The 19667-nt window shown below is 65.7% G+C and carries 21 protein-coding genes; 6 read left to right on the top strand and 15 right to left on the bottom strand.

Features of this window, described 5'->3' with window-relative positions; translation table 11 throughout:
* Positions 1–43: 43 nt before the first annotated feature.
* From AS156_RS21840 to ftsE, 3 genes are all read right to left on the bottom strand, one after another.
* Positions 44–754 carry a YdcF family protein gene (locus AS156_RS21840; protein ID WP_066508556.1) on the bottom strand — a complete coding sequence of 237 codons (711 nt, stop codon included), beginning with the start codon at positions 752–754 and terminating at the stop codon, positions 44–46.
* Positions 755–908: 154 nt separating this feature from the next.
* Positions 909–1877, bottom strand: coding sequence for a cell division protein FtsX (locus AS156_RS21845; RefSeq protein ID WP_066508557.1), 969 nt, complete (start codon positions 1875–1877; stop codon positions 909–911).
* Complete coding sequence (gene ftsE, locus AS156_RS21850) at positions 1870–2529, bottom strand: cell division ATP-binding protein FtsE (RefSeq protein WP_066508561.1); 660 nt, start codon at positions 2527–2529, stop codon at positions 1870–1872. Before ftsE ends, AS156_RS21845 begins: the two co-directional genes overlap by 8 nt.
* Before the next feature lie 170 nt (positions 2530–2699).
* Here ftsE and AS156_RS21855 point away from each other — a divergent pair, with 170 nt between their 5' ends.
* Positions 2700–3581, top strand: coding sequence for an MJ0042-type zinc finger domain-containing protein (locus AS156_RS21855; protein ID WP_066508562.1), 882 nt, complete (start codon positions 2700–2702; stop codon positions 3579–3581).
* A gap of 37 nt (positions 3582–3618) precedes the next feature.
* Positions 3619–3996, top strand: a complete 378-nt coding sequence (locus tag AS156_RS21860) for a response regulator (protein WP_066508563.1) — start codon at positions 3619–3621, stop codon at positions 3994–3996.
* 213 nt (positions 3997–4209) lie between these two features.
* On the opposite strand, the gene AS156_RS21865 is transcribed toward AS156_RS21860, so the two are convergent.
* Positions 4210–6831, bottom strand: a complete 2622-nt coding sequence (locus tag AS156_RS21865) for a TIGR02302 family protein (RefSeq protein ID WP_066508565.1) — start codon at positions 6829–6831, stop codon at positions 4210–4212.
* Positions 6832–6999: 168 nt separating this feature from the next.
* Between AS156_RS21865 and AS156_RS21870 the strand changes: the two genes are divergently transcribed.
* Entirely contained in the window at positions 7000–7380 is a 381-nt protein-coding gene (locus tag AS156_RS21870; RefSeq protein WP_050629459.1) for a carboxymuconolactone decarboxylase family protein, read from the top strand.
* A gap of 198 nt (positions 7381–7578) precedes the next feature.
* Entirely contained in the window at positions 7579–8490 is a 912-nt protein-coding gene (locus AS156_RS21875) for an NAD(P)-dependent oxidoreductase (protein ID WP_066508569.1), read from the top strand.
* A 189-nt stretch (positions 8491–8679) separates the two neighbouring features.
* On the opposite strand, the gene lysA is transcribed toward AS156_RS21875, so the two are convergent.
* The 3 genes from lysA to argH all read right to left on the bottom strand — a co-directional run bounded on the left by lysA (position 8680) and on the right by argH (position 11731).
* Positions 8680–9945 carry a diaminopimelate decarboxylase gene (gene lysA, locus AS156_RS21880; RefSeq protein WP_066508571.1) on the bottom strand — a complete coding sequence of 422 codons (1266 nt, stop codon included), beginning with the start codon at positions 9943–9945 and terminating at the stop codon, positions 8680–8682.
* Between the two features lie 21 nt (positions 9946–9966).
* Entirely contained in the window at positions 9967–10242 is a 276-nt protein-coding gene (gene lptM / locus AS156_RS44720) for an LPS translocon maturation chaperone LptM (RefSeq protein ID WP_066508572.1), read from the bottom strand.
* 91 nt (positions 10243–10333) lie between these two features.
* Positions 10334–11731: an argininosuccinate lyase gene (gene argH / locus AS156_RS21890; protein WP_066508577.1), complete on the bottom strand. Its 1398-nt coding sequence runs from the start codon at positions 11729–11731 to the stop codon at positions 10334–10336.
* 116 nt (positions 11732–11847) lie between these two features.
* Between argH and tlpA the strand changes: the two genes are divergently transcribed.
* Positions 11848–12525, top strand: coding sequence for a thiol:disulfide interchange protein TlpA (gene tlpA, locus AS156_RS21895; protein WP_066508578.1), 678 nt, complete (start codon positions 11848–11850; stop codon positions 12523–12525).
* A gap of 104 nt (positions 12526–12629) precedes the next feature.
* Here the strand turns inward: tlpA and AS156_RS21900 are convergent, their stop codons facing one another.
* The 6 genes from AS156_RS21900 to AS156_RS21925 all read right to left on the bottom strand — a co-directional run bounded on the left by AS156_RS21900 (position 12630) and on the right by AS156_RS21925 (position 16745).
* Positions 12630–12818 (bottom strand): putative motility protein, encoded by a 189-nt coding sequence (locus tag AS156_RS21900; RefSeq protein ID WP_066508580.1) that lies wholly within the window; start codon positions 12816–12818, stop codon positions 12630–12632.
* A 181-nt stretch (positions 12819–12999) separates the two neighbouring features.
* Positions 13000–13881 carry a 3-hydroxybutyryl-CoA dehydrogenase gene (locus AS156_RS21905; protein ID WP_066508624.1) on the bottom strand — a complete coding sequence of 294 codons (882 nt, stop codon included), beginning with the start codon at positions 13879–13881 and terminating at the stop codon, positions 13000–13002.
* Positions 13882–14132: 251 nt separating this feature from the next.
* Complete coding sequence (locus tag AS156_RS21910) at positions 14133–15083, bottom strand: electron transfer flavoprotein subunit alpha/FixB family protein (protein WP_066508581.1); 951 nt, start codon at positions 15081–15083, stop codon at positions 14133–14135.
* On the bottom strand, positions 15083–15832 hold the full coding sequence (locus AS156_RS21915; RefSeq protein ID WP_066508585.1) for an electron transfer flavoprotein subunit beta/FixA family protein: 750 nt from the start codon (positions 15830–15832) through the stop codon (positions 15083–15085). The genes AS156_RS21910 and AS156_RS21915 overlap by 1 nt, the downstream gene beginning before the upstream one ends.
* A 117-nt stretch (positions 15833–15949) precedes the next feature.
* Positions 15950–16522, bottom strand: a complete 573-nt coding sequence (locus tag AS156_RS21920; RefSeq protein WP_066508586.1) for a cob(I)yrinic acid a,c-diamide adenosyltransferase — start codon at positions 16520–16522, stop codon at positions 15950–15952.
* Positions 16523–16550: 28 nt separating this feature from the next.
* On the bottom strand, positions 16551–16745 hold the full coding sequence (locus AS156_RS21925) for a twin transmembrane helix small protein (RefSeq protein ID WP_066508588.1): 195 nt from the start codon (positions 16743–16745) through the stop codon (positions 16551–16553).
* A 133-nt stretch (positions 16746–16878) separates the two neighbouring features.
* Between AS156_RS21925 and AS156_RS21930 the strand changes: the two genes are divergently transcribed.
* Positions 16879–17772, top strand: a complete 894-nt coding sequence (locus AS156_RS21930; protein WP_066508627.1) for a YihY/virulence factor BrkB family protein — start codon at positions 16879–16881, stop codon at positions 17770–17772.
* On the opposite strand, the gene AS156_RS21935 is transcribed toward AS156_RS21930, so the two are convergent.
* Both AS156_RS21935 and AS156_RS44725 read right to left on the bottom strand, forming a co-directional pair.
* Positions 17699–19009, bottom strand: a complete 1311-nt coding sequence (locus tag AS156_RS21935) for an ATP-binding protein (RefSeq protein ID WP_066508589.1) — start codon at positions 19007–19009, stop codon at positions 17699–17701. The two genes, AS156_RS21930 and AS156_RS21935, sit on opposite strands and share 74 nt — an antisense overlap.
* A 160-nt stretch (positions 19010–19169) precedes the next feature.
* On the bottom strand, positions 19170–19667 hold a 498-nt coding region (locus AS156_RS44725), incomplete at its 5' end, for a glutamate--tRNA ligase family protein (protein WP_245312999.1).

The following is a 19667-nucleotide window of genomic DNA, read 5'->3' on the forward strand; positions in this document are numbered from 1 at the left end:
TCTGGTGCTGACGCACCATCCCGGAATGACGGTGCAAGATACATCAATTCGCCTGCGCCGTGGTCGGACGGTGCGGCGCGGCCGCCGGCTCGCCGAGATCCGAGGTCAGGTCGAGGCCGACATCGGCCAGCCGCACCCGCACCTCCGCGGCGACATATTTGGCGTATTCCGATAGCAGCAGACGAAACGTCGCGCCACTCGTCCACCAGGGCTCGTCGCGCCATTTGTCGCCGACCACGGCGAACGGGATCAGCGAGACATCAGGCATCGCATGCGACAGTTCCACGATGGCGCGCGGCATGTGATAATTGGAGGTCACCACGATCAGCGACTTGAAGCCGCGCGCGCGCACCCAGCGGCGCGTCCCCGCCGCATTGCTACGCGTGTTCACCGCCGAGTGGTCGAGATCGACGCAGCAGCTCATCAGGCCCCGGCTGTCCGGCACCGAGCGCGAGATGTCGCCGGCGTCATTGGTCGGATGCACGCCCGAGATCAACAGCCGCTTGCCGTAGCCGGCAGCCAGCAGCTCCATCGCATCCGACACCCGCGACGAGCCGCCGGTCAGCACCACGATGCCGTCGGCATCATGCGGCGGATCGGCCTCGACGCCGCGTAGCTGCGACAGGAAGCCGACGAAACCGACGGCCGCGGCGACGAAGGCCAGGGCCAGCGCCGCGACGACGGTCGCGCGCAACCGGCCCCGCGGGCGCACGGCACGGCCGTTCGGCGACGTATCGTCGGTCTGCGAACTCATGTGATGCAGTTGTCCTTCCCCCCGGGGGATTTTAGAGCATGATCCGGAAAAGTGGAAACCGGTTTTCCCGCGACAACGCGGAAGCGAATGCGCGACAGGTCACACTCAAGCGGCGCATCACAAGGCCGGCATCATGATCGTGATCTCGCCGCCGTCAGTCGATATCGTCGAGGGTCGCAAACAGCGTGCGCCGCGACGCCCATGCGGTGATCGCCGCGATCAGCACCGCCTGCGCCGCCAGCGCCAGATAGCCCGACGGACGCAGCGAAAACGTGCCGAGCAGCGCCGCGAACTGGTCGCCGACCGGCGTGCCGGAGAACCAGTTGGCGATCGATTCCGAGAAGCCGAACGCCAGCATCGCCGCGCCGCCGCCGATCAACCCGCCTTCGAGACCGAGCCGGAGAAAGTGCCGCAGGAAGCGGTTGGCGATATAGCTGTCGCCGGCGCCGACGAAATGCAGCACCTCGACGATCGGACGGTTGGCCGCCATCGCGCCGCGGGTGGCGAACGACACCGAGATGATGGTGGCGATGATCACGAGGATCAGGATGCCGACGCCGGCGAACACCGTGGCGCCGGTCATCGAGCGCATGCGCTCGATCCAGGCGCGGTGATCGTCGACGCTCGCGGTCGGCGCGGCCTGCGTCACCCGCGCGCGCAGCGTGGCGAGATCGAGCGTCGTGCCCGGTTGCACCCGCGCGACGATGACGCGTGGCACCGGCAATTCATCGATCGAGAGCCCGCTGCCGAGCCACGGCTCGAGCAGCTTGGCTGACTCCTCCTTGGTGAACGGACGCACCTCGACAATTCCCGCTTGCGCCCGCATCGCGTCCGCCGCGGCCTGCGCGTCGCGATCGAGGTCGCGTCCGGCCACCGGCCGCACCTGGATGGTGATCTCGCTTGCGACCTCCGACTGCCACTCGGCCGCCGAGGCGCTGACCAGCAGCACGGCGCCGGTCGTGATCGAGGCAAGGAAGGTCATGATCGCGACGACCGCGACCAGCGCGCGGCCGGCGATCGAGGCGCGCGGCACGATCGGCGACATGTTGCGCGCCGTCGCCGGGACCTGCGGGCGTTCGCGCCCGAGATCGACCAGCGACACCTGCTCCTCGCTCCTATTCATAGATGTGCAACCGTCCCTGGTGCAGCACCAGGCGCCGCGCCTCGTACTGATCCATCAGCGTGATGTCGTGAGTCGCGATGATGACCGCAGTGCCTGACTTGTTGAGCTCGATGAACAGCCGCAGCAGGCGGCGTCCGAGCGTCGGATCGACACTGCCGGTCGGCTCGTCCGCCAGCAACAATTGCGGCCGCGAGATCACCGCGCGCGCGATCGCGGCGCGCTGCTTCTCGCCGCCCGACAGGATCGGCGGCAGCGCATCCATGCGCTCGCCGAGGCCGACCCATTTCAGGAGATCGATCACCTCGCGCCGATAGCTCGATTCGTCCCGACCCATGACCCGGAACGGCAGCGCCACGTTCTCATAGGTGGTCATGTGGTCGAGCAGGCGGAAGTCCTGCAGCACGATGCCGATGCGTTTGCGCAGGTCGGCGATCTGGTCCTTGTTGAGCAAGGAGACGTCGTGGCCGAACAGGTTGACCAGCCCGCGCGTCGGCCGCAGCGACAGGAACAACAGCCGCAGCAGCGAGGTCTTCCCCGCGCCCGACGGTCCGGTGAGGAACTGGAACGAGTGCGCCGGGATCATGAAGGAGAGGTCGCGCAAAATCTCCGGGCCGAGCCCGTAACGCAAACCGACATGTTCGAACCGAACCAAGCGCTAGCTCCGTTCGAGATGGGCAACAGCCCAAACCCCTGCACAACGGGCCCGCCGGCCGGCGAACCGGCCGCGAACCACACAGCAGGGTTTTGCTTCGGTTATGGTTTCCGATTCGTTAACGGTCGCCAGGTAGCATCCGGGGAGAGACACGATGAAGATTCGGCTCCATGCACATCATTTGCCCGCATTGTACAACATCCTACGCCATCAAGCTGGCCACCCTGGGCGAGACCGGACGCACCGTCCGCTGTTCCCGCTGCAAGGAGGTCTGGCTCGCACGCCCCGAGGATGCCGTCGGGGCTCCGGTGGCCACCATGGCGGCGGCCGCCCCCTATGCCGGCTCCGACGCTGCCGCCGAATGGGAGGCGATGGCCCGCGACGACGCCGAAGAGACCCCCGTGGTCGAGAGCCCCTCGATTTCGGCCGACTGGCCGGCCGAGGGCGATAACGCCGCCCGGGATTGGCCCGAGGTGGCCAGGGAAGACGCCAAGGCCCATGCCGAGGTCCAGGAAACCGATGGAACCCGGCGCCGCTTCGGCCTCGCGGGGCTGTTCCGGCGGGCCCGGGTGCGCCTGCCCTCCCTGCCCCGAATTCCCTTCATGCCCGTGGTCGGCGCCCTGCCGACCGCCTGCGCCGCAATGTCCGCGCTGGTCGTCGCGCTGCTGGTCTGGCGCAACGATGTGGTGCGGCTGCTGCCGCAGACGGCGCTGTTCTACAAGATGGTCGGACTCGACGTGAATCTGCGCGGACTCGCGTTCAAGGATATCAAAGTCACCAGCGAGACCGTCGACGGCAAGTCCGTGCTGGTGATCGAGGGCATGATCGTCGGCCAGACGCGCAAGTCGGTCGAGCTGCCGCGGCTGCGCTTCTCGGTCCGCGACGCGCAAGGCAGCGAGATCTACGCCTGGAACGCGGTGCTGGAACAATCGATGCTCAATCCCGGCGAGCAGGCATTCTTCAAGTCACGCCTCGCCTCGCCGCCGCCCGAAGGCCGCAATATCGACGTACGCTTCTTCAACAAGCGGGATCTGACAGGCGGCCGCGCCTGAGGCCGCTATCGACCCCTCCAGGAACCGATTGATCGTCATGCCGCGTGTCCTGATTGCCGACGACGAAGACTCCATGCGCACGCTGGTGGCGCGCGCGATCGCCATGGACGGCCACGAAACCGTGACCGCGCAGGATGGCGCCGAGGCGCTCGAGATCCTGAGCCGCGACGAGGGCGCCTTCGATCTCCTGCTCACCGACATCCAGATGCCTGTCATGGACGGCATCGCGCTGGCACTCACCTCGGCGCGCGACTTCCCGGACCTGAAGATCCTGCTGATGACCGGCTTTGCCGATCAGCGCGAGCGCGCCTCCGGCCTCAATGCGATCGTGCACGACGTGGTGACGAAACCGTTCTCGGTGGCGGATATCCGCACCGCAGTGGCGGACGCGCTGGCGGCAAGGAAGACGCCGTAGTTCGTCATTGCCGGGCTTGCGCCGACAATCCATCGCCAAGAAATCCATTGTTGCGAAGTGTGATGGATGCGCGGGTCAAGCCCGCGCATGACGAGGGTGTTGCGCAGGAATAGCTCGGACACCGTCATTGCGAGCGAAGCGAAGCAATCCATCGCGCCGCATGCGGAGACATGGATTGCTTCGTCGCTCCGCTCCTCGCAATGACGCCGAAGTTCAATAATCCTTCAGCAGCCGTTCGATGTAGTCGAGCTCGGTCTGCGGCCGCGACGGATCGGCGAGGCGGCGGCGCAGCTCTTCGAGAATGCGGCGCACGCGCTGCACGTCGATCTCGCCCGGGATCTTCACCGTGTAGTCGTCGCCGAATTCGCGGCCGTGCAGTGGCCGGCCCAGCGGGTCGGTCTGGTTGCCGCCGCTCTGCTGGCGGCCGGCGCGGTTGCCCTGGCCGTCGCCCGGCTGGTCGCCGTCGCCCTGCTGCATGGCTTCGGCGAGGCTCTGCTGGCCCTTGCGTAGCGCATCCAGCGCTCTCCCTTGCGAGTCCACCGCGCCGTCGCTATTGCCTTCGCCGAGCCGTCCGGTGGCGTCGCCCATCGCGGAATCGGCCTGATCGAGGCCGTCGCCGTCATCACCCTGGTCGGCTTGATCGCCCTGATCGCCGCCTTGCTGGCCCTGCTGCGCCTGATTGCCCTTCTGGCCCTTCTGGCCCTTCTGGCCGCGCTGGTCCGGTCCCATGCCGCGCTTGGCGAGTTCGTCCTGCAGCTTCTTCAACCGGTCGCGCAGCGCCTGCTGATCCTGCTGCAGGTCGGACATCGACTGGTCGCCCTGCTTGCCGCGCATTCGGTCACGCCGCGAATCCTGGCCCTGCTTGAAGGTCTTGTCGCGCAACTGCTGCTGCTTGCGGATCATGTCGCCGAGCTCGTTGAGCGCCTGCTCCATGTCGTTGTCGCCCTGATTGGGCTGCGCCATCTGCAGGTTTTCCAGCATCTGCTGCATCTGATCGAGCAGTTGCCTCGCCGCATCCTTGTCGCCGGAGCGCGACAGTCGCTCCATGCGATCGAGCATGTTCTTCAGATCCTGCTGACTCAGCATCTTGGTGTTGGGATCGAGCGGCCGCGCCAGGGCTTGCGGATTGTTGCGCGACTGCTCGGCGAGCTCGCGCAGGAAATTATCGAGAGCCGCGCGCAGATTGTCGGTGAGCTTCTTGATCTCCTCGTCGCTCGCGCCACGCTCCAGCGCCTGCTTGAGCGCGTCCTGCGCCGCGCGCAGCGCCTTGTCGACGTCGCTGAGATTGCCGTCCTCAATGGTGACGGCTAGCGCCCACAGGCTGGCGACGACCTCGCGCAGCTGGTCGTCGGTGCGTGCCGCCTCTAGCTGCCGGCTCACATCGTAGATGCCGAGATAGTAGCCGGTCTCCGGCGTGAACATCTCGGGCGCGATCATCAGCGCGTCGAGCGCGGCGAAGACCTGCCCGTTCTGGTTGGCGTCGAGCGCGAGGATGCGGCGCTGCTCGATTAGCGCCCGCGCGAGCGGCTTGGTGAACACGCGCTCGGGCAGGCGCATGTTGAACGGCTCGCTCTTGCCCTCGTTGCCGGCCTCATCCTTCGCGGTCAGGGTCAGCGTCACGTCGGCGCCGGCATAGGGGTCCTCGCTGAGGTCCTTCACCGTCTGGCCGACCCCGTTGCGGGTGCGCGCGTTCGGCAACACCAGCGGGAATTGCGGCGCTTCGAATAACGGGCGCGGCGCCGCGGCCTTGTCGCCGTCGCGGCTCGGATCCTTCTGGACCTCGCTCGGGCGCGCGACGAACTGCGCGCGGGCTTCGGTGACGCCGTAATCATCCTCGAGCTTGTAGGACAGCTGCAGCGCGCCATGCGCCTGCCGCTCCGGATCCTTGGCGAGCGCAATGCTCGGCGCCCGGTCGGGGATCGCGGAGAACTTCCACTGCGGCTGGCCGGCCGGCGCGCGGACATGCGCGGTGCCGTCGCCGGCGATCTTGAAATGCCGCTCGCTGGTGCCCTTGGGCGCCTCCTCGGTGGCCGCGACCTCGGTCACGCCGCCACCGGCCACGACGTCGATGGCGCCGCCGCTGGAGCGCACCAGCAGCGTGCTGCCGGCCGGCACCGCCAGCGCGCCGTTCTCGGCTGCGGCGGCGTCCTTGTTGGCGTTCGACAGGATGATCGGCGGCTTGCCGGTGTAATCCGGCGGGGTCACCCAGGCATCGACCCGGACGTTGGCCGGCGCCATGATGCCGTTCCAGTCGAAGGCCGAGGCGACACGCAGGCCGCGCTCGTCGCCAGCCGCGATATAGGTTGCGACCATCATCACGATCACCAGCGCGCGCAGCGCCCAGGGATCGTGCAGCGCGACGCGCGGATGCGGCAGGCCGGCGCGAATACGCTTGATCGAGGCCAGCGTGCGCTCGCGCTGCGCCTGCCACAGCGCCAGCGCGAACGGATCCTGCGTCGTGAGCGTATCGGAAAGCGTGGTCGCCGGACGATGGCGGATGCCGGCGCCGCGATCGAGCCGACTCAGCCCCTCCTCGCGGGCCGGCCAGCGGAAGCTCACCAGCGGCACCAGCGCCGCGAGCGCGGCAAGCCCGAACAAGGCCGTGCCGCCCACGCGTGCGGCAAACGGCAGCACCAACCACAGCCCGGCCCATGACGCGACCAGGAACAGGCCCGCGACCGTGAGGAACCGCGCCAGATGCGGCCAGGCCCGTTCCCACGCGATCGCAAATTTTGCCCGCTGCAGAGCCTCCGTCAGTTTCAGCCGCGCGATCGCGTCGCTGTCGCGCGCTGCGCGTGACGTATTCTCTGACGGGTCGAGGTTGGCACCGCTCAATCAAATCTCCGGGTTGCCGGCACGTCAGCCTACCACAACGGCGCCATTGAGGCACCCGTTCCGCGGCGTAACCCACACCGGGAAATACGCATAACACGAAGGCGTGACTGCGGCGTTTCGACCCCGTAACGTCCCGGCCGAACCATCGCATCAACGTGAGGAAACATCATGGACCAGAAAACGCACGACAAGGGGCTCGAGATCCGCAAGGCGGTGCTCGGCGAGGCCTATGTCAACAACGCGCTGAAGAACTCCGACAGCTTCAACAAGCCGTTCCAGGAGCTCGTCACGGAATATTGCTGGGGCGCGGTGTGGGGCCGCGAGGAACTGCCGCGCAAGACGCGCAGCATGCTCAATCTCGCCATGATCTCGATCCTCAACCGGCCGCACGAGTTGAAGGCGCACATCAAGGGCGCGCTGACCAACGGCGTCTCCCGCGACGAGATCCGCGAGATCTTCATGCAGGTGTCGATCTACGCCGGTATCCCCGCCGGCGTCGACAGCTTCCGCATCGCGCGCGAAGTGTTCGCAGAGCTCGACAAGGCCTGAGCAGCGCATTCCCTCGTTGTCGTCCCGGCCAAGCGAAGCGCGAGCCGGGACCCATAACCACAGCACGTTGTCGCTACGACGGCTGTGGCCCCAGTTGAATGAGATAATTCCGTCCTGGGGTTATGGGTCCCTGCTTTCGCAGGGACGACATCGAGTTCGAGACAAGCTGCCTCGCACACAACACAGAGGAAACAACTCATGGATATCGGATTCATCGGCATCGGGAAGATGGGCTTCCCGATGGCGCGCCGGCTGATCGAGGCCGGTCACAAGCTCACCGTGTTCGACACGCGCAAGGACGCCGTCGACCAGTTCGTCGCGCTCGGCGCGGCGGCGGGATCGTCGCCCAAGGACATCGCCGACCGCGTCGAGACCGTGATGGCAAGCCTGCCGTCGCTGCAGGCCTCGCTCGACGTCGCGACCGGCCCGGGTGGCGTGAGCGAAGGCAAGCGCGTCAAGCGCTTCATCGACCTATCGACCGTCGGCTCGCAGATGGCGGTGAAGATTCACGATCTGCTGGCAAAGAAGAACATCGTGCAGATCGACAGCCCGGTCTCCGGCGGCGTCGCCGGCGCCGAGAAGGGTACGCTGGCGGTGATGGTGTCGGGCCCGAAAGCCGATTTCGAGCTGGTGAAGCCCGCGCTCGACATCATCGGCAAGGTGTTTTTCATCGGCACCAAGCCGGGCTCCGGCCAAACCATGAAGCTCGCCAACAACTTCCTCTCGGCGACCGCGATGGTCGCGACCTCGGAAGCGGTGGTGATGGGCGTGAAGTCCGGCCTCGATCCGGCCGTGATGATCGACGTCATCAATGCGGGTTCGGGGCTGAACACCGCGAGCCGCGACAAGTTTCCGCGGGCGGTGCTGCCCCGCACTTTCGATTTCGGCTTCGCCACCGGGCTGATGGTGAAGGACGTGCGGCTTGCGGTCGAGGAGATGCGATCGATGGGACTGTCGATGGAGGTCGCCGAAGCGGTCGGCCGGATCTGGGAAACCATCATCCGCGACGAAGGCGCCGACTCGGACTTCACCGCGGCGATCAAGCCTATCGAGAAGGCCGCGGGCGTGATCGTCGGCGGCGGCAAGGGCGGCGGCCACGCGGCGAAGTAATGCGTAGGATGGGTGGAGCGACCAAATAACGCCGTCGTCCCGGGCAAGCGAAGCGCGACCCGGGACCCATAACCACAGGATTTCGTGGTTAGCTGAGCTGGAGCCCGAGCTTAGCATGACGATCACGGACGGTGGTTATGGGTCCCTGCCTTCGCAGGGACGACCCCGAATATGAAGCGCCGTCGCGCTTCACAACCACGGCGCCGGCTTGTCCATCGCAATCAGCGCGTCGACGTCGATGCGCGGGCGGACCACGGCGTACAGGTCGTCCTTGACCAGCACCTCAGGCACCAGAGGCCGCGTGTTGTAGGTGCCGGACTGCGCCGCGCCATAGGCACCGGCGGTCATGATCGCCAGGAGATCGCCGGCCTTCGGTTGCGGCAGCGTGCGGTCGAGCGCGAGATAGTCGCCGCTCTCGCAGACCGGGCCGACCACGTCCGCGATCATGGTCGGCGTGCCCTGCGCCGGCTGGCGCACCGGCAGGATGTCGTGATGCGCCTCGTACAGCGTCGGCCGGATCAGGTCGTTCATCGCAGCATCGATGATGACGAAGTTCTTGGCCTCGCCCGGCTTCACATAGATCACGCGGGTGACGAGGATGCCGGCATTGCCGACGATCAAGCGGCCAGGCTCGAACATCAGCGTGCAGCCGAGATTGTGGGTCACGCGCTTGACCATCGCGGCATAGGCATCGGGCGCCGGCGGCGCGGCGCGGTCCATGTAATAGGGAATGCCGAGGCCGCCGCCGAAATCGATATGCGAGATGGTGTGGCCGTCGGCGCGCAGGGTCTGCACGAATTCGGCGAGCAGGCGGAACGCAGCCTCCAGCGGCCCGAGATCGGTGATCTGGCTGCCGATATGCACGTCGGTGCCGGTCACCTTGATGCCCGGCAGCTTCGCCGCGCGGGCATAGACCTCGCGCGCCCGCGCCAGCGGAATGCCGAACTTGTTCTCGGACTTGCCGGTCGAAATCTTGGCATGCGTGCCGGCATCGACGTCGGGATTGACCCGCACCGAGATGCGCGCGGTCTTCCCCATCTCGACCGCAAGCCGCGACAGCACCTCGAGCTCCGGCTCGGACTCGATATTGATGCAGAGGATGTCGGAAGCGAGCGCGGCGCGCAGCTCGGGTTCGGTCTTGCCGACGCCGGAGAACAAGATCTTGGAGGGCGGAAAGCCCGCCGCGAGCGCCCGCTTCAATTCGCCGCCGGACACGACGTCGGCGCCGGCTCCGAGCTTGGCCAGCGTGCGCAGCACCGACTGGTTGGAGTTCGCCTTCATCGCGTAGCAGACGAGCGCCTTCTCGCCCGCAAAGGCTTCGGTGAAGACCCGGTAGTGCCGCTCCAGCGTCGCCGTCGAATAGCAGTAGAACGGCGTGCCGACGGCTTCGGCGAGCTCAATGAGATTGACCGCCTCGGCATGCAGCACGCCGTTGCGATAGTCGAAATGGTTCATGACACGCTTTTGGTTGTCGAATTAATTGCCGAGCAGCGGATCGAGGATGAAGGATTTCTTGCTGCCTTTCGGCGCGGCCGGCGCGGCGTCCGTTCCATAGGTCGAATTGAACACGCTGGGCTGGCTCGCCCGCTCGGTCTCGGTATCGCCGGTCACCTGCGCGGTCGGGGCGGTGTTGGACGCCGTCGGCGGCAGCTCGAGCGGTCCCTTGCGGCCGCAACCGCCGAGTGCGAGCGCGGCGGCAGTCAGCACAATGATGCCCCATCCCGACCGGGTCAGGCTTGTCTTGCTAGTCACGACGAAATCCCCAATTCGGGCTGCACCATACAAACATTGCCACGCTCTGGCGAGACCCGGGCGGCCTCGAAATGACAGCGAATTTTTGGGTTCAGCCCAATTTTCGCTCTTTTTCCAGCCGCTTGGCCCACACCTTGGCCTGCGCGAGCACATTCTTCGGCGCGGTGCCGCCAAAGCTCGTCCGGCTCTTCACCGAAGCCTCCACGCTGAGCACCTTCAGCGCATCCACCGTGATCTTGGGTTCGACCTCCTGCATCGCCGCCAGCGGCAGCTCATGCAGCGCCACGCCCTGCCTGGACGCAAGTGCGACAATCCGTCCGGTGACGTGGTGGGCATCGCGGAACGGCATCTTCAGGGTGCGCACCAGCCAGTCAGCGAGATCGGTCGCAGTGGCATAACCGTCGCCGGCCGCGGCCTTCATCTTCGCCTCGTCAGGCACGAGGTCCTCGACCATGCCGGTCATGGCGCGGATCGCGAGCGACAGCGCGGCGAAGGCTTCCATCGCGCCCTGCTTGTCTTCCTGCATGTCCTTTTGATAGGCGAGCGGCAGGCCCTTCATCACGATCAGCAGCGCGGTGAGCGCGCCGATCACGCGCCCGGTCTTGGCGCGCACCAGTTCCGCCGCGTCCGGGTTGCGTTTCTGCGGCATGATCGACGAGCCGGTGGTGAACTTGTCGCTGAGCCTGACCAGGCCGACCAGCGGCGAGGTCCAGATCACGATCTCCTCGGCAAAACGTGACATGTGCACGGCGCAGATCGCTGCCGCCGACAGCGTCTCCAGCACGAAGTCGCGGTCGGAGACCGCATCGAGCGAATTGGCCATCGGGCGATCGAAGCCGAGCGCCTTTGCGGTCGCGGCGCGGTCGATCGGAAACGAGGTGCCGGCGAGCGCGGCGGCTCCGAGCGGCGATTCGTTCAGCCGCTTGCGTGCATCTGCAAAGCGGCCGCGGTCGCGTCCGGCCATTTCGACATAGGCGAGCAGGTGATGGCCGAAGGTCACCGGCTGTGCGGTCTGCAGATGGGTGAAGCCCGGCATCACGGTTCCGGCATGCTCCAGCGCGCGGTCGACCAACACCTGCTGGAACGCGGCGAGCGCCGCGTCGGTTTCGTCGATGGTGTCGCGGACAAAGAGCCGGAAGTCGGTCGCGACCTGGTCGTTGCGCGAGCGCGCGGTGTGCAGCCGGCCCGCGGCGGGACCGATCAGCTCGGACAGCCGCGACTCGACGTTCATGTGAATGTCCTCGAGCGCGCGCTTGAAGTCGAAACCGCCCTTGCCGATCTCTGACAAAATCGTGTCTAGACCTTTGCCGATATTTTTCGCATCAGCACCGGTGATGATGCCTTGCGCGGCCAGCATGGCGGCGTGGGCCTTGGACGCGGCGATGTCCTGGGCATAAAGGTGACGGTCGACGTCGATGGAGACGTTGATTTCCTCCATGATCGCGTCGGGACGCTCCGAAAACCGGCCGCCCCACATCTTGTTGCTCATGACTTCTCGCTCACGACTTTGTATTTCAGGCCTCGCTGGTTCATCGCCGATCCGGCGAGACAGCATGGCGGTTCCGATCATAATTCCCGGCACTGCATAGCCATATCTGCCCCAGGATGACAAACGATATGCCCGAGACGACCCCACCCAAGCCAGCCGCGACACGTCGCCTGCCGCTCGTGATCGGCGCGGTGCTGGTCGGAGCCGTGCTCGGCTATGTCGGAATATCCAGCCTGAAGCGGCCGACCGGCGACGTGGCCTGCAACGGCGCGGTGGGCCTGGCCAAGAAGATCGCTCCGCTGGCCCAGGGCGAGGTGGCGGCGCTGACCATGGCGACGACCCCGCTGCGGTTGCCGGACCTGACCTTCGAGGACGCCAACGGCCAGACCAAGAAGCTGTCCGACTGGCGCGGCAAGACGGTTCTGGTGAACCTCTGGGCGACCTGGTGCGTGCCCTGCCGCAAGGAGATGCCGGCACTGGACAGTTTGCAGACCAAGCTCGGCGGCAAGGATTTCGAGGTGGTCGCGATCAACATCGACACCCGCGACCCCGACAAGCCGAAAAACTTCCTGAAAGACGCCAATCTGACCAATCTGGGCTATTTCAGCGACCAGAAAGCCAAGGTTTTTCAGGATCTTAAGAACATAGGCAAGGCGTTGGGCATGCCGACCTCGGTGCTGGTCGACCCCCAAGGCTGCGAAATCGCCAATATTGCCGGTCCCGCCGAATGGGCCAGCGACGATGGCATCAAGCTGGTCAAGGCCGCCGTGCAGCCGGCCTCGGCGGGATTTTAAAGCGCGATGAGATTGAGTTGAATCGTCATCGCACTTTAACTCTTTGTTTGAGCACGATCTTTTCGGAAAACCGCTTCACACTTTTTCGGATCATGCTCTAGATATCAGGCCGTGACGTTGAGGTTGCCGCCGACGCCGGACGCCAGATTGGCGGTCGAGGGCGTGCCGAGCAGGGTCTGAACCGCGAATTTCTCCGCATCGATGTTCTGCTTGGTGAGCTTGGTCGCGATCTGGCCCTGCAGGTTGCCCTGCTGCATCGACAGGATGCCCGTCACCATGCTCATCATGTCCATACGCGGTACTCCCAGAAACATTTGGACATTAACCAGCGCCGGTTAACGAGACATGCCGGGAATCAAACGGAACCGCACGGCGGACAAGGGAGTGCAGCCCCCCAGCATTCCGGCGATTGATCGAGGAGATCGCAGGCGCGGCGCAGGGGCGATACCACCCGCCCGATGCGCGTGCTCGCACTTACCGCGTCGGGACCGGCTTGTCGCCGCGATAGTCGTAGAAGCCGCGCTGGGTTTTGCGCCCGAGCCAGCCGGCCTCGACATATTTCACCAGCAGCGGGCACGGCCGGTACTTGGAATCGGCCAGCCCCTCGTGCAGCACCTGCATGATCGACAGGCAGGTGTCGAGGCCGATGAAGTCGGCAAGCTCGAGCGGGCCCATCGGATGATGCGCGCCGAGCTTCATCGCGGCATCGATCGCCTCGACGTTACCGACGCCCTCGTAGAGGGTGTAGATCGCCTCGTTGATCATCGGCAACAGGATGCGGTTGACGATGAAGGCGGGGAAATCCTCTGACACCGCGACCTGCTTGCCGAGCTTGGCGACGAAGGCCTTGGCGGTGTCGAAGGTGACATCGTCGGTCGCGATGCCGCGGATCAGCTCGACGAGCTCCATCACCGGCACCGGATTCATGAAATGAATCCCGATGAAGCGTTCGGGGCGATCGGTCGACGCCGCAAGTCGCGTGATCGAGATCGACGAAGAGTTGGAGGCGATGATCGCCTCGGGCTTCAACGTCGTGCAGACCTCGTGGAAGATCTTGCGCTTGGTCTCTTCCTTCTCGACCGCCGTCTCGATCACGAGATCGCAATCCGACAGCGCATCGAGCGACTCGGCGGGAGTGATGCGGTCGAGTGCCTGCTTGCGCTCGGCGTCGCTGATGGCCTTCTTGGCGACCTGACGCGTCAGGTGGCCGTTGATGGTTGCGAGTGCCGATTTCAGCCGATCGGCGGACACGTCATTGAGCACCACGTCGAAGCCGGCCAGCGCGGCCACATGCGCAATGCCGTTGCCCATCTGGCCCGAACCGATCACGCCGACTTTCTTGATTGCCACCGTCATCTTGTCATCCACCGGAACGGCGCGCACATCACGCCTGCCCAATCCCAACGATATCCGAAGCGAAGCCTTCCGGGTGCCCTATTCGCCGGAAAAACGGCCCCTGAGGCCATGATGCGATAAGTGATCGCATGATAACCTCTTCTCTTGCCAGAGCATGGTCCTTTCGAGACACCCGTTCCCACTTTTCGGGAACATGCTCTGAAAATAATAACACCGGCCGGAGCTTACCCATCCGGCCGGTGTCTTGTCGCTTACTTTCCGAGCTTGCCGAGCGCTTCGGTCAGCTCAGGAACCGCCTGGTAGAGGTCGGCGACCAGGCCGTAATCGGCGACCTGGAAAATCGGCGCGTCTTCATCCTTGTTGATGGCGACGATCACCTTGGAGTCCTTCATGCCGGCCAGATGCTGGATCGCGCCGGAGATGCCGACGGCGACATACAGTTCCGGAGCCACCACCTTGCCGGTCTGGCCGACCTGCCAGTCGTTCGGCGCATAGCCGGCATCGACCGCAGCGCGAGAAGCGCCGACACCGGCGCCGAGCTTGTCGGCGAGCGGTTCGATGTACTTGGCGAAGTTCTCGCGGCTCTGCATCGCACGGCCGCCGGACACGATGATCTTCGCCGACGTCAGCTCCGGACGATCGCTCTTGGCGACTTCCTCACCGATGAACGTGGACAGGCCCGGATCGGCCGCTGTGGCGGCGTTCTCAATTGCCGCGCTGCCGCCCTCGCCGGCTGCGGCGAAGGTCGAGGTGCGGACCGTGATGACCTTCTTGGCGTCCTTTGACTTGACGGTCTGAATCGCGTTGCCGGCATAGATCGGCCGTTCAAAGGTGTCGGGCGCGACGACCTTGATGATCTCCGAGACCTGCATGACGTCGAGCAGGGCCGCAACGCGCGGCATCACGTTCTTGAAGCGCGAGGTCGCCGGCGCGACGAAGGCATCGTAGGACGGCGCCAGCGCCACGATCAGCGCAGCCAGGGGCTCGGCGAGGTCGTGCTCATAGGCCGGACCTTCGGCAACCAGCACCTTCGTGACGCCAGCAAGCTTGGCTGCCGCTTCAGCAGCCGCCTTGGTGCCCTGGGCGCCGCCGGCGACCAGCATGTGCACGTCGCCGCCGAGCTGGCTTGCCGCGGTCAGCGCCTTGTTGGTGGAGTCCTTCAGGGTCTCGTGGTCGTGTTCAGCAATCAACAGTGTCGTCATCAGAGAACCCCGGCTTCGGTCTTGAGCTTGTTCACGAGTTCGGCGACGTCCTTGACCTTGACGCCCGCCTTGCGGCCTGCCGGTTCCGCGGTCTTCAGCACTTCCAGACGCGGCGTCAGATCGACGCCGTAATCCGACGCGCTCTTGTCGTCGATCGGCTTCTTCTTCGCCTTCATGATGTTGGGCAGCGACGCATAGCGCGGCTCGTTGAGGCGCAGGTCGGTGGTGACGATCGCCGGGCCCTTGAGCTTGACGGTCTGCAGACCGCCGTCGACTTCGCGCGTGACCTTGAAGTCGGATCCCTCGACCTCGAGCTTGGAGGCGAAGGTCGCCTGCGACCAGCCGAGCAGCGCGGCCAGCATCTGGCCGGTCTGATTGCTGTCGTCATCGATCGCCTGCTTGCCGAGAATGACGAGGCCAGGCTGCTCCGCCTCGACCACCGCCTTCAGGATCTTGGCGACCGCGAGCGGTTCGACATTGCCTTCGGCCTTGACCAGGATGCCGCGATCGGCGCCCATCGCAAGCCCGGTGCGGATGGTCTCGGAGGCCTGCGCCGGTCCGATCGACACCACCACCACCTCGGTCGCCTTGCCGGCTTCCTTCAGCCGCAGTGCTTCCTCGACGGCGATCTCGTCGAACGGGTTCATCGACATCTTGACGTTCGCGAGCTCGACGCCCGATCCGTCGCTCTTGACGCGGACCTTGACGTTGTAGTCGACGACCCGCTTTACCGGCACAAGAACCTTCATCGATCCTCTTTCGCTTGATTTTGTGGGTTTCGGTTGGCTGGCGCGGAACCTAAAGGTCCCGATACCCCCGGTCAACGCGCCAAAACCAAAAATCCGCCCGCCGGGTTTTGAGCCATTTTAACGGTTCTGGCCCGGCACCCACAACACGTCTCCCGCCCCCTTATTGTTCTGGAAGCGGCTGGCAACGAACAGGAAATCCGATAGGCGGTTCATATACTGGATGCCAGCGGCATTGACCGGCTCATCGGGCCGGGCGGCGAGTTCCACCATCATGCGTTCCGCACGGCGACATATCGTGCGGGCGAGATGCAGATATGCAGATGCCTGCGTCCCGCCGGGCAGCACGAACGAGGTCAGCGGCGCGAGCTGATCGTTCAGGCTGTCGATGTCACGCTCAAGCCGTTCGACCTGGCTCGCCAGCATCCGCAAGCGCTCGGCCTTGCCCTCGCGCTCGGGCACCGCGAGATCGGCACCGAGATCGAACAGATCGTTCTGGATCCGTCCGAGCATCGCATCGAGCTCTGGACTGTCGGCGAGATGCAGCCGCACCACGCCGATCGCGGCATTGGTCTCATCGACCGTGCCGTAGGCGGCGACGCGCAGATCGTATTTCGGGCGGCGCTCGCCGGAACCGAGCGCGGTGGTGCCGTCATCGCCGGTGCGCGTGTAGATCCGATTGAGAACGACCATAGTGCTGGTCTCCAGGAAGAAGCGTGCGCTAGCGTCCCATCGCCCAGACCGCAAGCATGGCGATGACGATCGCGACGAACTGCAGCAGCACGCGCAGGCGCATCAGTTTCTGCGACGTGTTGGGCGAGCCGCCCTTCATCATGTTGACGAGGCCGAGCAGCAGCACCAGCGCCACGGCGGCGACGGCGATGGGAAGGATGAACGAGCTGAGAAAGGATGCCATCTTCGGTACATAACACCGCATGACGCGGACTTCCACAGACCCCCGTCATGCAACCAACTGGCTTTTCACGGCGTAATATCGGAAGCTGGCTTTGTTCTCGGACCGAGCCGTTTTCGACAATGCCGGGTGGAATGTGAAACAGCTTCGTTACGTCACGCATGTCGTGATCAATGCCTTTTACACGTTCCTCGCCGACGACGGCTGGGCGATCGCAAGCCACATCGCGCTGTCGACGCTGATGGCGCTGTTTCCGTTCCTGATCGTGCTGACGTCGCTGGCCGGCTTCTTCGGCTCCAAGGAGCTTGCCGACCAGGCCGTCGGGCTGCTGCTGCAGGTCTGGCCGGAGCGGGTTGCGGAAGCGTTGTCCGGGCAGATCCATGATGTGCTGACACAGACGCGGGGCGACATCCTGACGATCGGTGCGGTGCTCGCGGTCTACTTCGCCTCCAACGGCGTCGAGGCGTTGCGTGTGGCGCTGAACCGCGCCTATGCCGTGGCCGAGCCGCGGCGCTGGTACTGGCTGCGGCTGGAGTCGATCGGCTACACGCTGGTCGCGGCAGTCACCTCGTTGGCGATGGCATTCCTGATCGTGCTCGGGCCGCTGATCATCGAGGCGGGGCGGCGCTATATTCCGTTTTTCGTCGAGTCCAACGAGAGCCTGCTCAACACCGCCCGCTACGGCATCACGATCCTGGCGCTGGTGATCGCGCTCTTCATCCTGCACGCCTGGCTGCCGGCGGGACGACGCAGCTTCCTGCAGATCCTGCCCGGCATCATCTTCACCGTGGTGGCGTCGCTGATCTCGGGCGTCGGCTTCGGCATGTATCTGGCGCGCTTCGCCAACAATTACGTCACGATGTATGCGGGGCTCGCCTCGGTGATCATCGCGCTGGTGTTCCTGTATTTCATCGCTGCAATCTTCGTGTTCGGCGGCGAGCTGAACGCCGCGATCATCAAGTCGCGGCTGCCACGCGGCGTATCGCTTCAAGCAGCGCAGTCGCTAGCGCCCGCGGAGACACAGGCTTGACCAGGAAGGCGTCGGCGCCGGCGGCACGCGCGGCCGCCTCGTCCTCGCTGCGGCCGGAGATCCCGATGATCGCGACGCGGCCGTGCGGCGGCGGCAGCGCGCGGATACGCCTGATCGCCTCAACCCCGCCGATGCCAGGCAGCACCATATCCATCAGCACCGCATCGAACGCACCTTGCCCGACCCGATCGGCAGCGGCTTCGCCCTGACCGATGAATTCGGCATGGTGACCGAGTTCGGTCAGGATGGTGTTGAGCACCACGCGGCCGAATGGATTGTCCTCCACGCTGAGCAGCCGCAGTCCCTGCGACGCACGCGCGCCAGCGTCGTCGGACATGATGCTGACGGGTCCCCTGGCCGGTGCGAGCACCACGCTCAGCGTGAAGGTGGTGCCGCCGCCGTCCCGCTGTGCCGCGACGATGTCGCCGCCCATCGCCCGCGCGAGCTGCTTGACCGAGGACAGGCCGAGCCCGGCGCCGCCGAACCGCGAGGCGATCGAGACATTGGCCTGTGAGAACGGCTGGAACAGGCGCCGCACCTCCTGCAGCGTGAGGCCGATACCGCTGTCCGAGATCGCGAAGGCGACGCCGATCTTGCCCTTCGGCGCACGGACCGGGGTGACGCGCAGCGCGATGCCGCCCTGCTCGGTGAACTTGACGGCATTGTCGATCAGGTTCTCCAGCGCAGCCCGCAGGCGGACGGGATCGCCGACCGCGAAGGCCGGCAGCCTGTCCGAGACCTCGACTGTGGCCTGCAGCCCCTTGGCCGCGGCCCGGCCGGCCAGCGAATCGCCGGCGTGCCGCGCCAGCGTCCGCAGATCGAAGAAATCCTGCCGGACCTCGAGCCCCGGCCCTTCGCTTCGGGCGGCATCGACGAAGAGGGTCGCAAGGCTCGCCAAATGCTCGGCGCCGGTCTTGATGGTATCGACCCAGCGCCGCTCGCGCTCGCCGAGATCGGAGGTCGCGAGCAGGTTGCTGATCGCCAGGATCCCGGTCAGCGGCGTCCGTACCTCATGGGCGAAGGCGGCAAGCGCGGTTTCGACCATCCCGCGGCCGGTCTTCGGGGACGCCTTCGGCGCGGCCCGCTTACGGCGCGGCTTCACTGCCGGCTTGGCTGCCGCCTTCACCGCTGATTTGGACGCACGCGTCCTGGAAGCCCGCGTTATGGACGCACGCGTCCTGGCCGGCGTCCCCTTGGATCGCCGCTTGCTGCGCGGTGCGCGCGATGTTGCCGCCATGGTCTCCGTGATCCCCGCCCCGGCCACAGCATGGCACGCCGGGAGTGCCAGAGTCACGGCGGGGGTTGGGTGCTCGCCATTGCCTCGGCGGCATAATCCGAAAGTGTGTTAACGGGCTTTCGCTCGGACAAATCTGCCGCGCCTGCGCAGCCATTGCGCGCTATGGCAGATTGACGAGGCGGCGGATGTCGGAGGGGCTCGCGCCCGCCGCGCGCAACTCGCGCAGCCCGGTCGCGCTGGTCGATTTAGAGAGTTTCTGCCCGGCCGCGTCGCGAATCAGCCGGTGATGCCGGTACGCCGGTGGGGTGAGGCCAAGCAGTTCCTGCAACAGCCGATGGACGCTGGTCGACCAGAACAGGTCCAGTCCCCGCACCACGTCGGTGACGCCTTGCAACGCATCGTCGATCACGACGGAGAGATGGTAGCTGGTCGGGGTCTCCTTGCGCGCCAGGATGACATCGCCCCAGGCTTCCGGCCGCGCGGCGACGTCCCCGGTTTCACCGGCCGGACCCTCACCCGATTCGCGCCAGCGCAGACCATCCGCGCGCGCCAGCGCTGCCGTCATGTCGAGCCGCAGCGCGTAAGGCATGCCCTGCCCGATCAGCCGCTCACGCTCCGCAGACGGCAGCGATTTGGCCGTACCAGGATAGAGCGGCGC

Origin of the sequence: Bradyrhizobium macuxiense, from assembly GCF_001542415.1 — a bacterium.
Lineage (GTDB): Bacteria > Pseudomonadota > Alphaproteobacteria > Rhizobiales > Xanthobacteraceae > Bradyrhizobium > Bradyrhizobium macuxiense.